Annotated in this window: 13 protein-coding genes; 10 read left to right on the plus strand and 3 right to left on the minus strand. The window is 75.0% G+C overall.

From position 1 onward, the window contains the following. The first annotated feature begins 21 nt into the window (after nucleotides 1-21). From mmpB to ABT238_RS19140, 4 genes are all read left to right on the plus strand, one after another. Nucleotides 22-147, plus strand: a complete 126-nt coding sequence (gene mmpB / locus ABT238_RS19125) for a morphogenic membrane protein MmpB (protein WP_350572557.1) — start codon at nucleotides 22-24, stop codon at nucleotides 145-147. 45 nt (nucleotides 148-192) lie between these two features. Next, complete coding sequence (locus ABT238_RS19130) at nucleotides 193-792, plus strand: nucleoside triphosphate pyrophosphatase (protein ID WP_350572558.1); 600 nt, start codon at nucleotides 193-195, stop codon at nucleotides 790-792. A 141-nt stretch (nucleotides 793-933) separates the two neighbouring features. After that, on the plus strand, nucleotides 934-1,710 hold the full coding sequence (locus ABT238_RS19135) for a hypothetical protein (RefSeq protein WP_350769227.1): 777 nt from the start codon (nucleotides 934-936) through the stop codon (nucleotides 1,708-1,710). 243 nt (nucleotides 1,711-1,953) lie between these two features. Beyond that, on the plus strand, nucleotides 1,954-3,726 hold the full coding sequence (locus ABT238_RS19140) for an acetyl/propionyl/methylcrotonyl-CoA carboxylase subunit alpha (protein WP_350769230.1): 1,773 nt from the start codon (nucleotides 1,954-1,956) through the stop codon (nucleotides 3,724-3,726). 146 nt (nucleotides 3,727-3,872) lie between these two features. Here ABT238_RS19140 and ABT238_RS19145 read toward each other — a convergent pair whose 3' ends face one another. Both ABT238_RS19145 and ABT238_RS19150 read right to left on the minus strand, forming a co-directional pair. Continuing rightward, nucleotides 3,873-4,841, minus strand: coding sequence for a DeoR/GlpR family DNA-binding transcription regulator (locus tag ABT238_RS19145; protein ID WP_502884408.1), 969 nt, complete (start codon nucleotides 4,839-4,841; stop codon nucleotides 3,873-3,875). A 236-nt stretch (nucleotides 4,842-5,077) separates the two neighbouring features. Continuing rightward, nucleotides 5,078-6,532, minus strand: a complete 1,455-nt coding sequence (locus tag ABT238_RS19150; protein ID WP_350571952.1) for an NAD(P)H-quinone dehydrogenase — start codon at nucleotides 6,530-6,532, stop codon at nucleotides 5,078-5,080. Between the two features lie 78 nt (nucleotides 6,533-6,610). Between ABT238_RS19150 and ABT238_RS19155 the strand changes: the two genes are divergently transcribed. Next, the gene (locus ABT238_RS19155) at nucleotides 6,611-7,048 is read left to right on the plus strand and encodes a gamma-glutamylcyclotransferase family protein (protein WP_350571953.1); all 438 of its coding nucleotides are present in this window, start codon (nucleotides 6,611-6,613) and stop codon (nucleotides 7,046-7,048) included. 10 nt (nucleotides 7,049-7,058) lie between these two features. Here the strand turns inward: ABT238_RS19155 and ABT238_RS19160 are convergent, their stop codons facing one another. Continuing rightward, complete coding sequence (locus tag ABT238_RS19160; protein WP_350769237.1) at nucleotides 7,059-8,030, minus strand: hypothetical protein; 972 nt, start codon at nucleotides 8,028-8,030, stop codon at nucleotides 7,059-7,061. A gap of 226 nt (nucleotides 8,031-8,256) precedes the next feature. Between ABT238_RS19160 and ABT238_RS19165 the strand changes: the two genes are divergently transcribed. The 5 genes from ABT238_RS19165 (at nucleotide 8,257) to ABT238_RS19185 (ending at nucleotide 14,490) form a co-directional block, all read left to right on the plus strand. After that, entirely contained in the window at nucleotides 8,257-10,536 is a 2,280-nt protein-coding gene (locus ABT238_RS19165) for a HAMP domain-containing protein (RefSeq protein WP_350769240.1), read from the plus strand. 9 nt (nucleotides 10,537-10,545) lie between these two features. After that, on the plus strand, nucleotides 10,546-11,949 hold the full coding sequence (pgsB, locus tag ABT238_RS19170; protein ID WP_350769244.1) for a poly-gamma-glutamate synthase PgsB: 1,404 nt from the start codon (nucleotides 10,546-10,548) through the stop codon (nucleotides 11,947-11,949). Continuing rightward, nucleotides 11,946-12,428, plus strand: a complete 483-nt coding sequence (locus ABT238_RS19175; protein ID WP_350571957.1) for a poly-gamma-glutamate biosynthesis protein PgsC/CapC — start codon at nucleotides 11,946-11,948, stop codon at nucleotides 12,426-12,428. The genes pgsB and ABT238_RS19175 overlap by 4 nt, the downstream gene beginning before the upstream one ends. Nucleotides 12,429-12,449: 21 nt before the next feature. After that, the gene (locus tag ABT238_RS19180; protein WP_350769248.1) at nucleotides 12,450-13,544 is read left to right on the plus strand and encodes an NlpC/P60 family protein; all 1,095 of its coding nucleotides are present in this window, start codon (nucleotides 12,450-12,452) and stop codon (nucleotides 13,542-13,544) included. Nucleotides 13,545-13,668: 124 nt separating this feature from the next. Continuing rightward, a complete protein-coding gene (locus tag ABT238_RS19185; protein WP_350571959.1) occupies nucleotides 13,669-14,490 on the plus strand; it encodes a purine-nucleoside phosphorylase in 822 nt (273 codons plus the stop codon). Nucleotides 14,491-14,523 lie beyond the last annotated feature (33 nt).

A 14,523-nucleotide genomic window follows, 5' to 3' on the forward strand; every position in this document is an offset into this window, starting at 1 on the left:
CCGCCGGAGCATCCTGGAACGATGCTCTGGTCAGACCCCCGCGACGAGCCCTCCCCGGAAGCCCGGCGGCTGCAGCGCAAGCTGCGCCGGGCCGGGCATGTGCTCGCCGTGCTCTCCCTCCTGATCGCCGTTCTGCTGATGATCTGAGGATCACCGGACGGCCGCCCCGGGCGGCCCTCTACCCTGGTGGGCATGACCGACCGCCGCACGCTCGTCCTCGCCTCCGCCTCCCCCGCCCGGCTCGGGCTGCTGCGCCAGGCGGGCATCGACCCGCGGGTGGTGGTCAGCGGCGTCGACGAGGACGCGCTCACCGCCGAAACCCCCGCCGCACTCGCGCTCGTCCTCGCCGAGGCCAAGGCCGACGCCGTCGCCGCCGGCCTCACCGACGGCGAACTGGTCGTCGGCTGCGACTCGGTCCTGGAGCTGGACGGCCTGGCCCTCGGCAAGCCCGCCGACGAGGCCGAGGCGCTCGCCCGCTGGCAGTCGATGCGCGGCCGGGCCGGTGTGCTGCGCACCGGCCACTGCGTGATCGACACCGCCACCGGCCGGCGGTCCTCCGCCACCGCCTCCACCACGGTGCGCTTCGGCACCCCGGACGACGCCGAGGTCGCCGCCTACATCGCCACCGGCGAACCGCTGCACGTGGCGGGCGCGTTCACCCTGGACGGCCGCTCGGCGCCGTTCGTCGAGGGCGTCGACGGCGACCCGGGCAACGTCATCGGCCTCTCGCTGCCGCTGCTGCGCACGCTGCTGGCCGAGCTGGACGTCCGGATCACCGACCTCTGGACCTGACCGCCCCGCCGGCTACCGTCGCCGGTGCGCCAAACAGCGGCCCAATTGTCGCCAACGAACCCGTTGATAACCTCATTTGATGCACGCTGGAAGGGCGTCCGGACGTCGGCGCTCCGGAGCGACGGGGGAGGTGGCGAGCGGATGACCGACAGTCTGCTCAACGTGCTGCTGGGCCTGCTGGCCAGCGCGATCAGTGCCGCGCTCGGCTGGCTCGGCCAGAGCCTGCGCCGAAGACGCCGGCTGGAGCGGGCCAGGGCCTTCCTCGGCCTGCCCGCCGGCAGCGAGTGCCTGATCGTGGTCAACCGCAGCATCGGCACCGGCGCCCACCCCCGGACGGTCACCCGGCGCGACGCCTACGCGCTGATGGAGCTGGCCGCCCTGGTGAAGGAGTGCGGCGCGCACGCCGACCTGGTCGCGCACGACGCCGCGCCGCGCGGCCTCGGCACCAGGACCGAGCTCTGCTTCGGCGGCCCCGTCTCCAACGAGCGGATGGCCGCCCACCTCGCCTGGGGCCTGCCCGGGGTGACGTTCTCCGGCGACCACGCCGTGCTGGACAACACCGTCACCGTCGGCGACCGGTCCTACACCGCCGACGCGGAGGCCGGGGAGTACGTCCTGCTGGCCCGGCTGGCCACCCCCGGGGACGGCCGCCCCGTCTTCCTCGTCTCCGGACAGACCGGCGTCGCCAACCACGCCGGGGTCCGCCACCTGGTGACCCACCACCGCCGGCTGGCCCGCCGGTACGGCACGGACGGCACCTTCGCGCTGCTGCTCAAGGTGGTCAACCCGGCCGCCTACGGCCCCGACGTCGTCGAGCAGGTCGCCGACGTCACCGAGCGGGCCCTGGAGCGCGCGCCGGCCCCGCCGGGCGCGCCCGCACCGGCCGCCCCGGCCCCCGCGTCCGCCGCCACCGCTTGAGTCCGACTCGCGAACGGCTGGGGTGTGGCCGAAGCCACCGCCGCGCCACGCCGCCCCCGTCACCGAGCGCGAACGCCGGGCCGCCACCATCGCACCCACCACCACCTGCGAGGACTCCCGTCGGGCCGCCCACCACCCGTCCGGGCGCATCACCCTCCGTGTGGGATAGTTCACAACCTGGGGCTACTCGCCGGTACCGCCCAGGAATCCATAAACTCAACGAGGTTCAAGAAGGGAGCCACAGTGCGCAAGGTGCTCATCGCCAACCGCGGGGAAATCGCCGTCCGCGTCGCCCGTGCCTGCTCGGACGCCGGTATCGCCAGCGTCGCCGTCTACGCCGAGCCGGACCGGGATGCGCTGCACGTCCGCGCGGCCGACGAGGCTTACGCGCTGGGCGGCGACACCCCCGGCACCAGCTACCTGGACATCGCCAAGGTCCTCCAGGCCGCCGCCGACTCGGGCGCGGACGCCGTCCACCCCGGCTACGGCTTCCTGTCGGAGAACGCCGACTTCGCCCAGGCCGTGATCGACGCGGGCCTCACCTGGATCGGCCCGCCGCCGCAGGCCATCCGCGACCTCGGCGACAAGGTGACCGCCCGGCACGTGGCGCAGCGCGCCGGTGCCCCGCTGGTGGCCGGTACGCCGGACCCGGTCTCGGGTGCCGACGAGGTCGTCGCGTTCGCCCGGGAGCACGGCCTGCCGGTCGCCATCAAGGCGGCGTTCGGCGGCGGCGGCCGCGGCCTGAAGGTCGCCCGCACGCTGGAGGAGATCCCGGAGCTGTACGACTCCGCGGTGCGCGAGGCGGTCGCCGCCTTCGGGCGCGGCGAATGCTTCGTCGAGCGCTACCTGGACAACCCGCGGCACGTGGAGACCCAGTGTCTGGCCGACAAGCACGGCAACGTGGTGGTCGTCTCGACCCGTGACTGCTCGCTGCAGCGCCGGCACCAGAAGCTGGTGGAGGAGGCGCCCGCGCCGTTCCTGACCCCGGAGCAGAACGCCGAGCTCTACCGGGCGTCGAAGGCCATCCTCAAGGAGGCCGGCTACCAGGGCGCGGGCACCTGCGAGTTCCTGGTGGCGGTGGACGGCACGATCTCCTTCCTGGAGGTCAACACCCGTCTGCAGGTGGAGCACCCGGTCACCGAGGAGGTCACCGGGATCGACCTGGTCCGCGAGATGTTCCGGATCGCGGACGGCGAGGAGCTCGGGTACGACGACCCGGAGGTGCGCGGCCACTCGTTCGAGTTCCGCATCAACGGTGAGGACCCGGGCCGCAACTTCCTGCCGGCCCCGGGCACGGTGACGCTGTTCGCGCCGCCGTCCGGGCCGGGCGTGCGGCTGGACTCGGGTGTGGAGACCGGTTCGGTCATCGGCCCCGCGTGGGACTCGCTGCTGGCGAAGCTGATCGTCTCCGGCCGCGACCGCAAGCAGGCGCTGGAGCGGGCGAAGCGCGCGCTGGCGGAGTTCAAGGTCGAGGGCATGGCGACCGCCATCCCGTTCCACCAGGCGGTCGTCACCGACCCGGCGTTCGCGCCGGAGGTGCACGGCGGCGAGGGGCCGTTCAAGGTCTTCACCCGGTGGATCGAGACCGAGTTCAACAACACCATCCCCGCGTTCGCCGGTGCGGCCGGCGAGGGCGAGGAGGCCGAGGGCCGGGAGACCGTGGTCGTCGAGGTCGGCGGCAAGCGGATCGAGGTCTCGCTGCCGTCCTCGCTGGGCGTCTCGACCGCTCCGGCGGCCGGTGCGGGGGCCGCGAAGGCCAAGCGCCGGGTGGGCGCGAAGAAGGCCGGCTCGGCGGTCAGCGGTGACACGCTGGCCTCGCCGATGCAGGGCACCATCGTCAAGGTCGCCGTCGAGGAGGGCCAGGTCGTCGCGGAGGGCGAGCTGATCGTCGTCCTGGAGGCGATGAAGATGGAGCAGCCGCTGAACGCGCACAAGGCGGGCACCGTCGTCGGCCTCAAGGCCGAGGTGGGGGCGAGCGTCTCCAGCGGCGCGGCGCTCTGCGAGATCAAGGACTGACGCCTCCCGCGTCTTCCGCCGCCGGTCCGTACACCTACGGGTGTGCGGACCGGTCGTGTTGTCGGCGGTGGTGCGGGCGGTACCGGTGCTGCGGGCGACAGCGGTGGTGCGGGCGGTCCGGGTGGTGCCCGCGGCCGCCGGGGGGCTCAGCGGCCGCGCGGCAGGCCGAGTTCGGCGAGCCTGGCCGGCAGCGGTCCCGGGCCGCCCGGCCCGCCGGGGCCGTGCACGCCCGGCCGGCGCTGGCCGGGCAGCGGGGCGGCGCCGCCGGGGGGCGGCGGGACGGCGCGGCGGGCCATCGGACCGGGCTGGGTCTGGTGGACGGGCCCGCTGCCGGTGCCGTGCACCGGGGCGTCGCCGGACGGCGCGGCGCCGAGCGGCGCGAGGTCGATCTGCACGCCGCAGTCGGCGAGCGCGTCGAGTTCGCGGGCGGTGGCGTCGTCGGCGGTCGCCAGCTCGTCGGTGACCAGGCGGGTGATGGTGTCGGTGGGGACGGTCGGGAACATGCTGTCCGCGCCGAGCTTGGTGTGGTCGGCGAGGATGATCACCTCGGCGGCCGACTGCACCAGGGCCCGGTCCACGCTCGCGGAGAGCATGTTCGAGGTCGACAGGCCGCGTTCGGCGGTCAGTCCGCTGCCCGAGACGAAGGCCTTGGTCACCCGCAGCCCGTGCAGGGACTGTTCGGCGCCGCTGCCGACGAGGGCGTAGTTGGAGCCGCGCAGGGTGCCGCCGGTCATCACCACCTCGACCCGGTTGGCGTGCGCGAGCGCCTGGGCGACCAGCAGCGAGTTGGTCACCACCGTCAGCCCGGGCACCCGGGCCAGGCGCCGGGCGAGTTCCTGCGTGGTGGTGCCGGCGCCGACCACCACGGCGTCACCCTCCTCCACCAGACCGGCGGCGAGATCGGCGATGGCGCTCTTCTCGGCGGCGGACAGGTGGGTCTTCTGCGGGTAGCCGGGTTCGCGGCTGAAGCCGCCGGGGAGCACCGCGCCGCCGTGCCGGCGGTCGAGGAGCCCTTCTGCCTCCAGGGCCCGCACGTCGCGGCGCACGGTCACTTCGGAGGTCTGGACGACGCGGGCCAACTCCCGGAGCGAGACCGCTCCGTTGGCGCGCACCATTTCGAGGATCAACTGGCGACGTTCTGCTGCAAACACAGAACCGACGGTAACCTGCGTGACCGTCTGCTTTCAGGCGTTTGCTGCTAGTAGCGGGAATTGCTCACGCCGGAGCGGCGCGTGACCGTACAATGCGCGCCGTCGGCGATCCGGAACTGCGCCCGCCGTCCGAGTGACGGCCGGGAACGCGCGGAGGGCGGCCGCCGAACGGCGACCGCCCCCAACTGAGCGCCCTGGGCTCAGGATTCGCCCTCGTCGCGCTTGCGGATGTGGAGCTGGCGGGCGGCCTCGGCGGTGGAGCCGGAGACCGACGGGTAGACGGTGAAGGCGCTGGCCACCTGTTCGACCGTCAGATTGGCGTCCACCGCCAGCGAGATGGGGTGGATGAGCTCGCTGGCGCGCGGGGCGACCACCACGCCGCCGACCACGATGCCGGTGCCGGGGCGGCAGAAGAGCTTCACGAAGCCGTCGCGGATGCCCTGCATCTTGGCGCGCGGGTTGCCGCGCAGCGGGAGCTTGACCTCGACCGCGTCCATCTTGCCGCACTTCACGTCGGCGGCGGTGTAGCCGACGGTGGCGATCTCGGGGTCGGTGAAGACGTTGGAGGCCACCGTCTTGAGGTTCAGCGGCTGCACCGCGTCGCCCAGCGCGTGGTACATGGCGATCCGGCCCTGCATGGCCGCCACCGAGGCGAGCATGAAGACGCCGGTGCAGTCGCCGGCCGCGTACACGCCGGGGGCGGTGGTGCGGGAGACCCGGTCGACCTGGATCTGGCCCCAGTCGTTGAGCTTGACCCCGGCCTCCTCCAGGCCCAGGCCGGCGGTGTTCGGGATGGATCCGACCGCCATCAGGCAGTGGGTGCCCTCGATCACCGTGCCGTCGGAGAGGGTGACCTCGACGGTGTCGCCGATCCGCTTGACGCTCTCGGCGCGCGAGCGGCTCATCACGTTCATGCCGCGGCGGCGGAAGACCTCCTCCAGCACCTCGGCGGCGTCCGGGTCCTCGCCGGGCAGCACCCGGTCGCGCGAGGAGACCAGGGTGACCTTGGAGCCCAGCGCCTGGTAGGCGCCGGCGAACTCGGCGCCGGTGACGCCGGAGCCGACCACGATCAGCTCGCGCGGCAGCTCCTCCAGGTCGTAGACCTGGGTCCAGGTGAGGATCCGCTCGCCGTCGGGCTGGGCGTCGGGCAGCTCGCGGGGGTGGGCGCCGGTGGCGATCAGCACGGCGTCGGCGCGCAGCGACTGGACGCTGCCGTCGGGGGCGTCCACCAGCACCTCGCGGGAGCCGTCCACGGCCTGCCCGCCGGTGCCCAGCCGGCCGCGGCCGCGCAGCACGGTGACGCCGGCGCGGGTGACGGACTGGGTGATGTCGTGGGACTGCGCGATGGCCAGGCGCTTCACACGCCGGTTGACCTTGCCCAGGTCGACGCCGACCACCCGGGCCGGGCTGTCGATGTGCGGGGTGTCGTCGGCGACGATGATGCCGAGTTCCTCGTACGAGCTGTCGAAGGTCGTCATCACCTCCGCCGTCGCGATCAGCGTCTTCGACGGCACGCAGTCCGTGAGCACCGCCGATCCGCCCAGGCCGTCGCGGTCGACGACGGTCACCTCCGCGCCGAGCTGAGCGGCGACGAGCGCCGCCTCGTAGCCGCCGGGTCCGCCACCGATGATCACGATCCGAGTCACGTCAACCATTGTCCCGCACGCCGGGAGCACTGCCACGCCGGGGTCGGGGCTTCTGTCGGATCGGCCGGTGAACGTAGGCTTCCCCCCATGCCCCTTTACGCCGCGTATGCCACGAACCTCGATGCCCGGCAGATGACCCGCCGCGCCCCGCACTCGCCACTGCGCGGCACCGGGTGGCTGTCCGGCTGGCGGCTCACCTTCGGCGGCGAGCACCTCGGCTGGGAGGGTTCGCTGGCCACGGTGGTGGAGGACGAGAAGGAGCAGGTCTTCGTCTCGCTGTACGACGTGGCGCCGATGGACGAGGAGGGGCTGGACCGCTGGGAGGGCGTCCAGCTCGGCATCTACCGCAAGATCAAGCTGCGGGCGCAGACCCTGGACGGCGACGTGCCGGTCTGGACGTACGTGCTGAACGACTACGAGGGCGGCCTGCCCGCGGCCCGCTACCTGGGCCTGATCGCGGACGCGGCGGAGAGCGCCGGCGCCCCCGACGACTACGTGCTGGACCTGCGCCGCCGCCCCTGCTGAGGCGCCTGCGCTACCTCCAGGGCCCGACCGTCGCGGCCAGGGCCTCGGCGAGCGCCGCGCGGCGGGCCGGGTCGGTGCGCTGCGGGGCGGCCAGTTCGACGTGCAGCCAGGTGACGCCCAGGCCCGCGGCGAAGCGGCCCTCGACGTTGGTGGTGCCCTCCAGCCGCCCGCACTTCTCCTGCCAGGCCCGGCAGACCGCGAGTCCCGCCGCGCCGAGCCCGTCGGCGGTCCGCTCGGCGTCCCGGCCGGCCGCCCCGGCGCCGGCGGAGACCACGGCGTCGGTGCCGGGCAGGCTGTCCTCGTCGAAGCCGTGCAACTGGAGGCCGGGCAGTCCGCGCTCGGTGAGGGCCCCGACGACCGCGGCGAAGACGGTGTCGTCGCGGTGCGCGGCGTCCGCCGCCCCGTCGGTGCCGGCCCGCCGGTGGGCGCCGGCGAGGACGAGCACGCCGCCGGGCGCCCGCTGGAGGAGTGCGGCGCCGAGCGTCTCGGTGCGCAGGTCGGCCACCGGGTGCGGGACCTGGACGGTCCAGCCGGTCCGGGCGGAGAGGTCCAGGTAGATCCGGCCCCAGCCGCGCGGGTCCGCCCCGGAGGCGTCGGCGATCTCGGCCGTGCGCCGTCCGCTGACCGCCTCGGTGAACTCGGTGAGCCGGTAGCCGACGCCGGCCAGCGTCCGGTCGGCCTGCCCGAGTCGGCCGTCGACGGCCTGGAGGACCGCGTCGGCGAGTGCCCGCCGCTGGGCGGGGTCCGGGGCGGTGTAGGTGCCGACGGCGAAGGCGGCGGTGTAGGCGTCCACCCGGGCGGCGAGGTCCACCGGGCGCGGGCCGTCCGGGCTCGCGGGGGCCGGCGCGGCGGAGGCCGCCGGGGCCGCCGGGTGCCGCGCGGGACCGCGGGCGGCCAGGGTCAGCCCGGCGGCGAGGGCCGCCAGGACGGCCAGCACCGCCACCGGCCACCGCACCGCGCGTCGCGTTCCCCGTCTCTCCACGAGGGGAGAACCTACCGCGCGCAACAGCGACTCCATGATCGACATCGATCGTGATCGAACCTTCCCCGATCCGAGACCGTTACGAGACGGGATAACCGGAACCTCTTCGTACGCTTTTGAGGCTTCGGCCGGGCCCGCCCGGTTCGCGGTGGGGCTCCAGGGGTGGGTGGCGCACTGCCGCCCGAGGCACCCGGACCCGACCCGACTCCCGACGAGGCCCCTACCCGTGAGCACGGCCCCCACCCCTCCGCGGCAGCACCGCTATCGCCGCCGGGCCGACATGCCGCTGCTCGGGGGCATCCGCCCGCCGATCGCCCTGCTGCTCGTCCTGCTGTCGGCCGTCGCCGCGATCACCGCGCTGGCCGTCGGCGGCCTGCGGGTCGACGACACCCCCCAGGCGGTCCGCGAGTCCCACCAGTACGCCGCCGAGGACACCGCCCTGTCGCTGCGGGCGGGCCTGCGGGAGAACAGCTCCGACCTGCTGCGCTCCGCCGCCCGCTACGACCGGGCGCCCGCCGAGCCCACCGAGGTGCTGGCCGCGCTCGGCTCGGCGTACCGCAAGTGGCGCGGCACGGTGATCGTCCGCCCGGACACCGGCCGGCTGCTCGCCGCCCGCGGCGAGACCGTCCCGCTGGCCGGCCTCGACCTCGGCCGGGTCACCGACACCGCGCCCGCGCCGCTGCTCGTCCCCTCCGCCGCCGGCACCCGGCTGCTGACCTTCGCGCTGGTCACCACCGCGCACGACGGCCGGGCGCTGCTGGTCGCCTCCGACAACCTGCGGCTGCCCGCCCTCGCCACCCGCGACGGCCAGACCATCCAGGTCCTCGGCGCCGACGGCACCGTGCTCGACACCGCCGGCGCCGCGCTCACCGACGAGGCCGCCCGGCAGCTGGCCGCCACCGTCCGGGGCACCCTCCCCGGGCAGGCCCCGACCGGGGCCGCCTCCGGCAGCCCGGCCGGCGGCGCCGACCCCGGGGGCGTGCGCCGGGTGGCCGGCTGGGCGTCCGTCGCCGGCGCCGACGCGCACGACCCGGCCACCGCGCTCGGACTCACCGTCGTCTCCACCGGCACCGTCGACGGCAAGGCCGCCGGCCTGCGCCACCCGGCCCTCGGCCTGTCCGCCGCCGGCGCCCTGCTGGCCCTCGCCCTGCTGCTCGCCCTGTTCCTGCGCCGCACCCTCCAGCGCCCGCTGCTGCGGCTCTTCCTGGACGCCCGCCGGCTCACCCGGGGCGAGCTGGACCGGCCGGTCCGCGGCCCGCGGCGCGGCGAGGCCGGCCGGATCGCCCGCGCCCTGGAGGAGCTGCGGCGCCAGCTCCTCGACCCCGCCCGCCCGCCGGCCGCCCCCGTACCCGCGCCCCGGCGCCGCCGGCCGGGCGCCGCGCTGCCGCTCGGCCTGAGCGCCGCCGTCGTGCTCGGCTGGTCCGCCCCGCTGCTGCTGCTCGGCGGCAACGACGGCGAGGTCCGCGTCCCCACCCAGGTGGTGGCCGGCCAGCGGGACCGCACCGACAACGCCGCCGACCGGCTGCGCCAGGCCCTCAACGAGGGCTACGCGGACCTGCGCGCGCTCGCCCCCGAACTCGCCGCCGCCGATGTCGGCACCGCCCGGACGCTGCTGCGCACCGCCCTCGCCCGGCACGAGCGCTACCGCGCGCTGTACGTGCTCGGCCCCGGCGGCGAGGTGCTCGCCCGGGCCGGCGAGGAGCCGCACCGCACCGGGCCCGGGGCGCTCGGCCCGGGCGGCGTGCTGCTGCTCAACAGCTCCGGCAAGGAGCCCCGGATCGCCGCCCGGACACCGCTCGCCGCCCCCGCGGCCGCCGGAGCCGCCGACGCCGCGGACGCCGTCCCGGACGACGCGCAGGCACCGGGCCCGGTGCTGGTCGGCGAGTTCCGCACCGACTTCCTCGGCGGCCTGCTCGAACGCCCCGGCCTCGGCCGGGTCTGGCTGCTCGACGACCGCCGCCGGGTGCTCGCCGCCAACGGGGCCTACGCCTCCTTCGGCGAACTCCCCGAGGGCCGCGCCCGGGCCGTCCTTGACACCTCGGCGGGCACCCCGCCCGGCGGCGCCGCCAAGCACGCCGCCGCCGACGTCGTGCGCACCGGCGGCGACCCGGTGCTGCTCGCCGCCGCCCCGCTCGGCGGCCGCGGCGCCGTCGCCCGGCTCGGCTGGTCCGTCGTCAGCGCCCACCCGGTGTCCTGGCTGCACCTCGACCAGAACCGGGCCGACCGGCGCGCCGTCCTGGCCGGGATGCTCGGCCTGGCCGCCGCCGCGCTCTGCCTCGGCTGGCTGTACGTCGCCGTGGGCCTGCCGCTGCGCCGGCTCACCGCGAGCGCCGAGGCGCTGGCCGCCGGGGACCGCCGCACCGTCCTGTTCCCCGTCCACCACGACGAGGTCGGCGCCGTCGCCCGCAGCCTGGAGCTGATCCGCCAGGACCTGGAGCGCGCCGAGCGCGAACGCACCGACCGCGCGCGGGCCGGGCACCACGCCCCCGCCGCCACCGCCTTCTGAGAGGGACCCGTGCTCTTCCTCTACCTCGTGCTGCTGGTGTGCTGCGCCGTCCTGCTGGTGGCCGGCATCGTCGAACAGCGCCGGCACTTCGCCGCGCTGGACCAGATCCCCACCCGGGTGCTGGTCAACGGCATCCGCGGCAAGAGCTCGATCACCCGGCTGTGCGCGGGCGCGCTGCGCGGCGGCGGCCTGGTCACCGTCGCCAAGACCACCGGCACCGCCGCCCGGTTCATCCACCCGGACGCCACCGAGGAGCCGGTCTACCGCAAGTTCGGCATCGCCAACGTGGTCGAGCAGATCGGCATCGTCCGCCGGGCCGCCACCTACCGGCCGCACGCGCTGGTGATCGAGTGCATGGCCGTCATGCCGGCGCTCCAGGAGGTCAACCAGACCAAGCTGATCCGCTCCACCATCGGCGTGCTGTGCAACGTCCGCGAGGACCACCTCGCCGAGATGGGGCCCACCCTGGACGACGTCGCCCGCTCGCTGTCGCGCTCGATGCCGGTCGGCGGCGTCTGCGTCACCGCCGAGCGGGAGCGCGCGCACATCCTGCGTGAGGAGGCCGCCAAGCGGGACTGCGAGCTGATCGTGGTCGACCCGGAGTCGGTCAGCGACGAGGAGCTGCGCGGCTTCAGCTGGTTCACCTTCAAGGAGAACGTGGCCATCGCGCTGGCCGTCGCCGAACTCCTCGGGGTGGACCGGCAGACGGCGCTGCGCGGCATGTGGGCGGCGCCGCCGGACCCCGGGGTGCTCTCGGTCGAGCGGTACCGGACGGCGGACGGCAAGCGGCTGCGGTTCGCCAACGTCTTCGCCGCCAACGACCCCGAGTCCACGCTGATGAACGTCCGCCAGCTGGAGGGCCTGGGAGCGATCCACCGGCCGCTGCACGTGGTGGTCAACTGCCGGCCGGACCGGGTCGAGCGCAACGGCCAGATGGGCCAGATCGTGCCGGACCTCGACCCGGACACGCTCTTCCTGATCGGCCACCCCACCAGGAGCGCCCGGGACGCCGTCCCGGCCGGCTGGTCCGGGCGGGTGGTCGACCTCGGCGGCGACCGGCGGGACCCGGCGCGGCTCACCGCCGACCTGCTGGACGCGCTCGGCCCCGACTCCTCGCTGGTCGCGATCGGCAACATCCACGGGCAGGGCGAGCTGTTCCTGGAGGAGCTGGCCCGGCTCGCCCCGGACGACGAACCGGAGGCCGGCGGGCTCCGCGAACCGGCCTACGAGCCCGTGCACGAGCCCGCGTACGTCCCCGAGCCGCTGCCCGACTCCTGGTTCGAGCCGGCCACCGCCCCCGCCGTCCCCTCCCAGGCGTACGACCCGTACCACCCGTACCACCCGTACGACCCTTATGGCCCGTACGACCCGAACGACGACCCCCACCACCGCCGCTACGGAGACCAGCCGTGATCCCCACCGAGCTCACCCCCGAGATCGCCGCCCTCGGCATCGCGCTCGGGCTGGTCTTCTCGCTGGTCTGCTACCTGACCACCAACCTCTCCCCCGGCGGCATGATCACCCCCGGCTGGCTGGCCCTGACCCTGGTCGAGGACCTCCAGCGGGTCGCCATCGTGGCCGGCGTCACCGTGCTCGCCTACCTGGCCACCCGGGTGGTCCAGAAGCTGGTGATCCTCTACGGCAAGCGGCTGTTCGCCGCCGTGGTGCTGATCGGCGTCCTGCTCCAGGCCACCGTGACGCTGGTCCTCCAGCACGAGCTGCCCACCCTCTACGCCAACCAGACGCTGGGCTTCATCGTCCCCGGCCTGATCGCCTACCAGCTGGTCCGCCAGCCCCGGGCGGCCACCCTGATGGCGACCACGACCGTCACCCTCGCCACCTACGTGGTGCTCACCGCCGGCGTGCTGCTCGGCGCCCTGCCCGGCACCTGATCCCCCGGAGCCCGAACCGCCATGCCCGTCACCCGGAAATCCCTGCTCAGCGGTGGCCTCGCCGCCACCCTGCTGGTCACCGGCGGCTACCTGACCGTCCAGCTGCGCGAGCGCGAGCGGCAGCCCGCCCCGGTCGGGGCCACCGCGCCGCTGCTCACCGCTCCCGCCACGCCCGCCGCCGGAACCGCGGGCACCGCCGCCGCGCCGGCCGGCCCGCGCTGGGAACGGCTCACCGGCCCCGACCGCACGGTGGTGCGCGACACCCGCGGCGGCGTGCTCGCCACCCTCACCGACGGGGCCCGCACCGCCGTGCTGACCGGCCCCAGCCGCACCTTCACCGAACCGGGGACCACCAGCGCGGTGCTGACCGGCGACAGCTGGGTGCGGCTGATGCCGCAGCCCTGGAAGGCCGGGGCGGAGGACGAGGCCTGGTTCCGCACCTGGTTCGGCCGGTACCTCGGCTCCACCGAGGACGACGTGCTCGCCGTCGCCACCCAGTACCTGGCGGGCGCGCCGGAGGCCCGGGACGGCAAGGGCGTCCGCTTCCGGGGCGACGCCTCGTTCGGCCCGCTCAACCCCGACGGCTCGTCCGGCAACGACCTGCGCCTGGAGCAGACCGACTTCCTGGACTACCTCGGCGTCCCGTACACCTTCGCGGACAAGGTCACCAAGCGCCCGGACCGGACCCGCTACGGCGCGTTCGACTGCTCCGGCTTCGTCCGCATGGTGTACGGCTACCGCTCCGGCTACCCGCTGCTGTCCAAGGACGCGCCCGGCCCCGGCCTGCCGCGCACCGCCAACGGCCTGGCCCGGACGGGACCGGGCGTGCCGGTGCTGCCGCTGACCACCGTGCCCGGCTCGGACACCACGGTGCGGCCCGCCTCGACCGATCCGCTGCTCCCCGGCGACCTGGTCTTCTTCGAGATCGACGCCCGCACCGGCGCCCGGCTCGACCACACCGGCATCTACCTGGGCCTGGACACCGACGGCCACCCCCGGTACCTCTCCAGCCGCGAGGAGGCGGACGGCCCGACCTTCGGCGACAAGGGCGGCACCGCGCGGCTGGACGACAACGGGCTGTACGCCAAGGGCCTGCGCAGCGCGAAGCGGCTCTGAACGGCTGCCGACCGGACGGGCGCGCGGCGCCGCAGGTGCGGGTGCGGGCCATCCGGGTAACGATCCGGCACGTCGTACCAGGAACTTCTACGCGCGTAGCCGTTTCCCGACTATCCTCGGACACGTGAACGCATCTCCTCAGTCGGTCGTCCCCGCCGACCCCTACGCCGCCGCCCAGGCCGCCGCCGAGCGCCTGCGCGAGCTGACCGGTGCCGAGCGCCACGACGTCGCCCTGGTGATGGGCTCCGGCTGGGTGCCGGCCGCCGACGCCCTGGGCGAGACCGTGGCGGAGTTCCCGGTCACCGACCTGCCGGGCTTCCCCGCCCCCGCCGTGGCCGGGCACGCCGGCACGATCCGCTCGGTGAAGATCGGCGAGAAGCGCGCGCTGATCTTCCTCGGCCGCAACCACTACTACGAGGGCCACGGTGTCGCCACCGTCGTCCACGGCGTGCGCACCGCCGCCGCGGCCGGCTGCGGGATCATCGTGCTGACCAACGGCTGCGGCGGTCTGCGCCCCAGCTGGGTGCCCGGCCAGCCGGTCCTGATCAGCGACCACATCAACCTGACCGCCGACTCCCCGATCGTCGGCGCGAACTTCGTCGACCTCACCGACCTCTACTCCAAGCGGCTGCGCGAGCTGTGCCGCGAGGTCGACCCGACCCTGGACGAGGCCGTCTACGTCCAGTTCCGCGGCCCGCACTACGAGACCCCGGCCGAGGTCAACATGGCCCGGGTGATCGGCGGCGAGCTGGTCGGCATGTCCACCACCCTGGAGGCCATCGCGGCCCGCGAGGCCGGCGCCGAGGTGCTGGGCATCTCCCTGGTCACCAACCTGGCCGCCGGCATGACCGGCGAGCCGCTCAACCACGCCGAGGTGCTGGAGGCCGGCAAGGCCTCCGCCGAGCGCATGGGCGCGCTGCTGGCCAAGGTCCTGGAGCGGATCTGACGCCGGAGCGGGCGCGGACGGCATGAGCGACGG

It is taken from the genome of Kitasatospora sp. NPDC001527 (genome assembly GCF_040298605.1).
Lineage (GTDB): Bacteria > Actinomycetota > Actinomycetes > Streptomycetales > Streptomycetaceae > Kitasatospora.

Excerpts from the sequence above, each read along its gene's own strand:
- mmpB (WP_350572557.1), top strand. The coding sequence starts at position 22 with ATGCTCTGGTCAGACCCCCGCGACGAGCCCTCCCCGGAAGCCCGGCGG.
- ABT238_RS19130 (WP_350572558.1), top strand. The coding sequence starts at position 193 with ATGACCGACCGCCGCACGCTCGTCCTCGCCTCCGCCTCCCCCGCCCGG.
- ABT238_RS19135 (WP_350769227.1), top strand. The coding sequence starts at position 934 with ATGACCGACAGTCTGCTCAACGTGCTGCTGGGCCTGCTGGCCAGCGCG.
- ABT238_RS19145 (WP_502884408.1), bottom strand. The coding sequence starts at position 4,841 with ATGGTGCGCGCCAACGGAGCGGTCTCGCTCCGGGAGTTGGCCCGCGTC.
- ABT238_RS19150 (WP_350571952.1), bottom strand. The coding sequence starts at position 6,532 with ATGGTTGACGTGACTCGGATCGTGATCATCGGTGGCGGACCCGGCGGC.
- ABT238_RS19155 (WP_350571953.1), top strand. The coding sequence starts at position 6,611 with ATGCCCCTTTACGCCGCGTATGCCACGAACCTCGATGCCCGGCAGATG.
- ABT238_RS19180 (WP_350769248.1), top strand. The coding sequence starts at position 12,450 with ATGCCCGTCACCCGGAAATCCCTGCTCAGCGGTGGCCTCGCCGCCACC.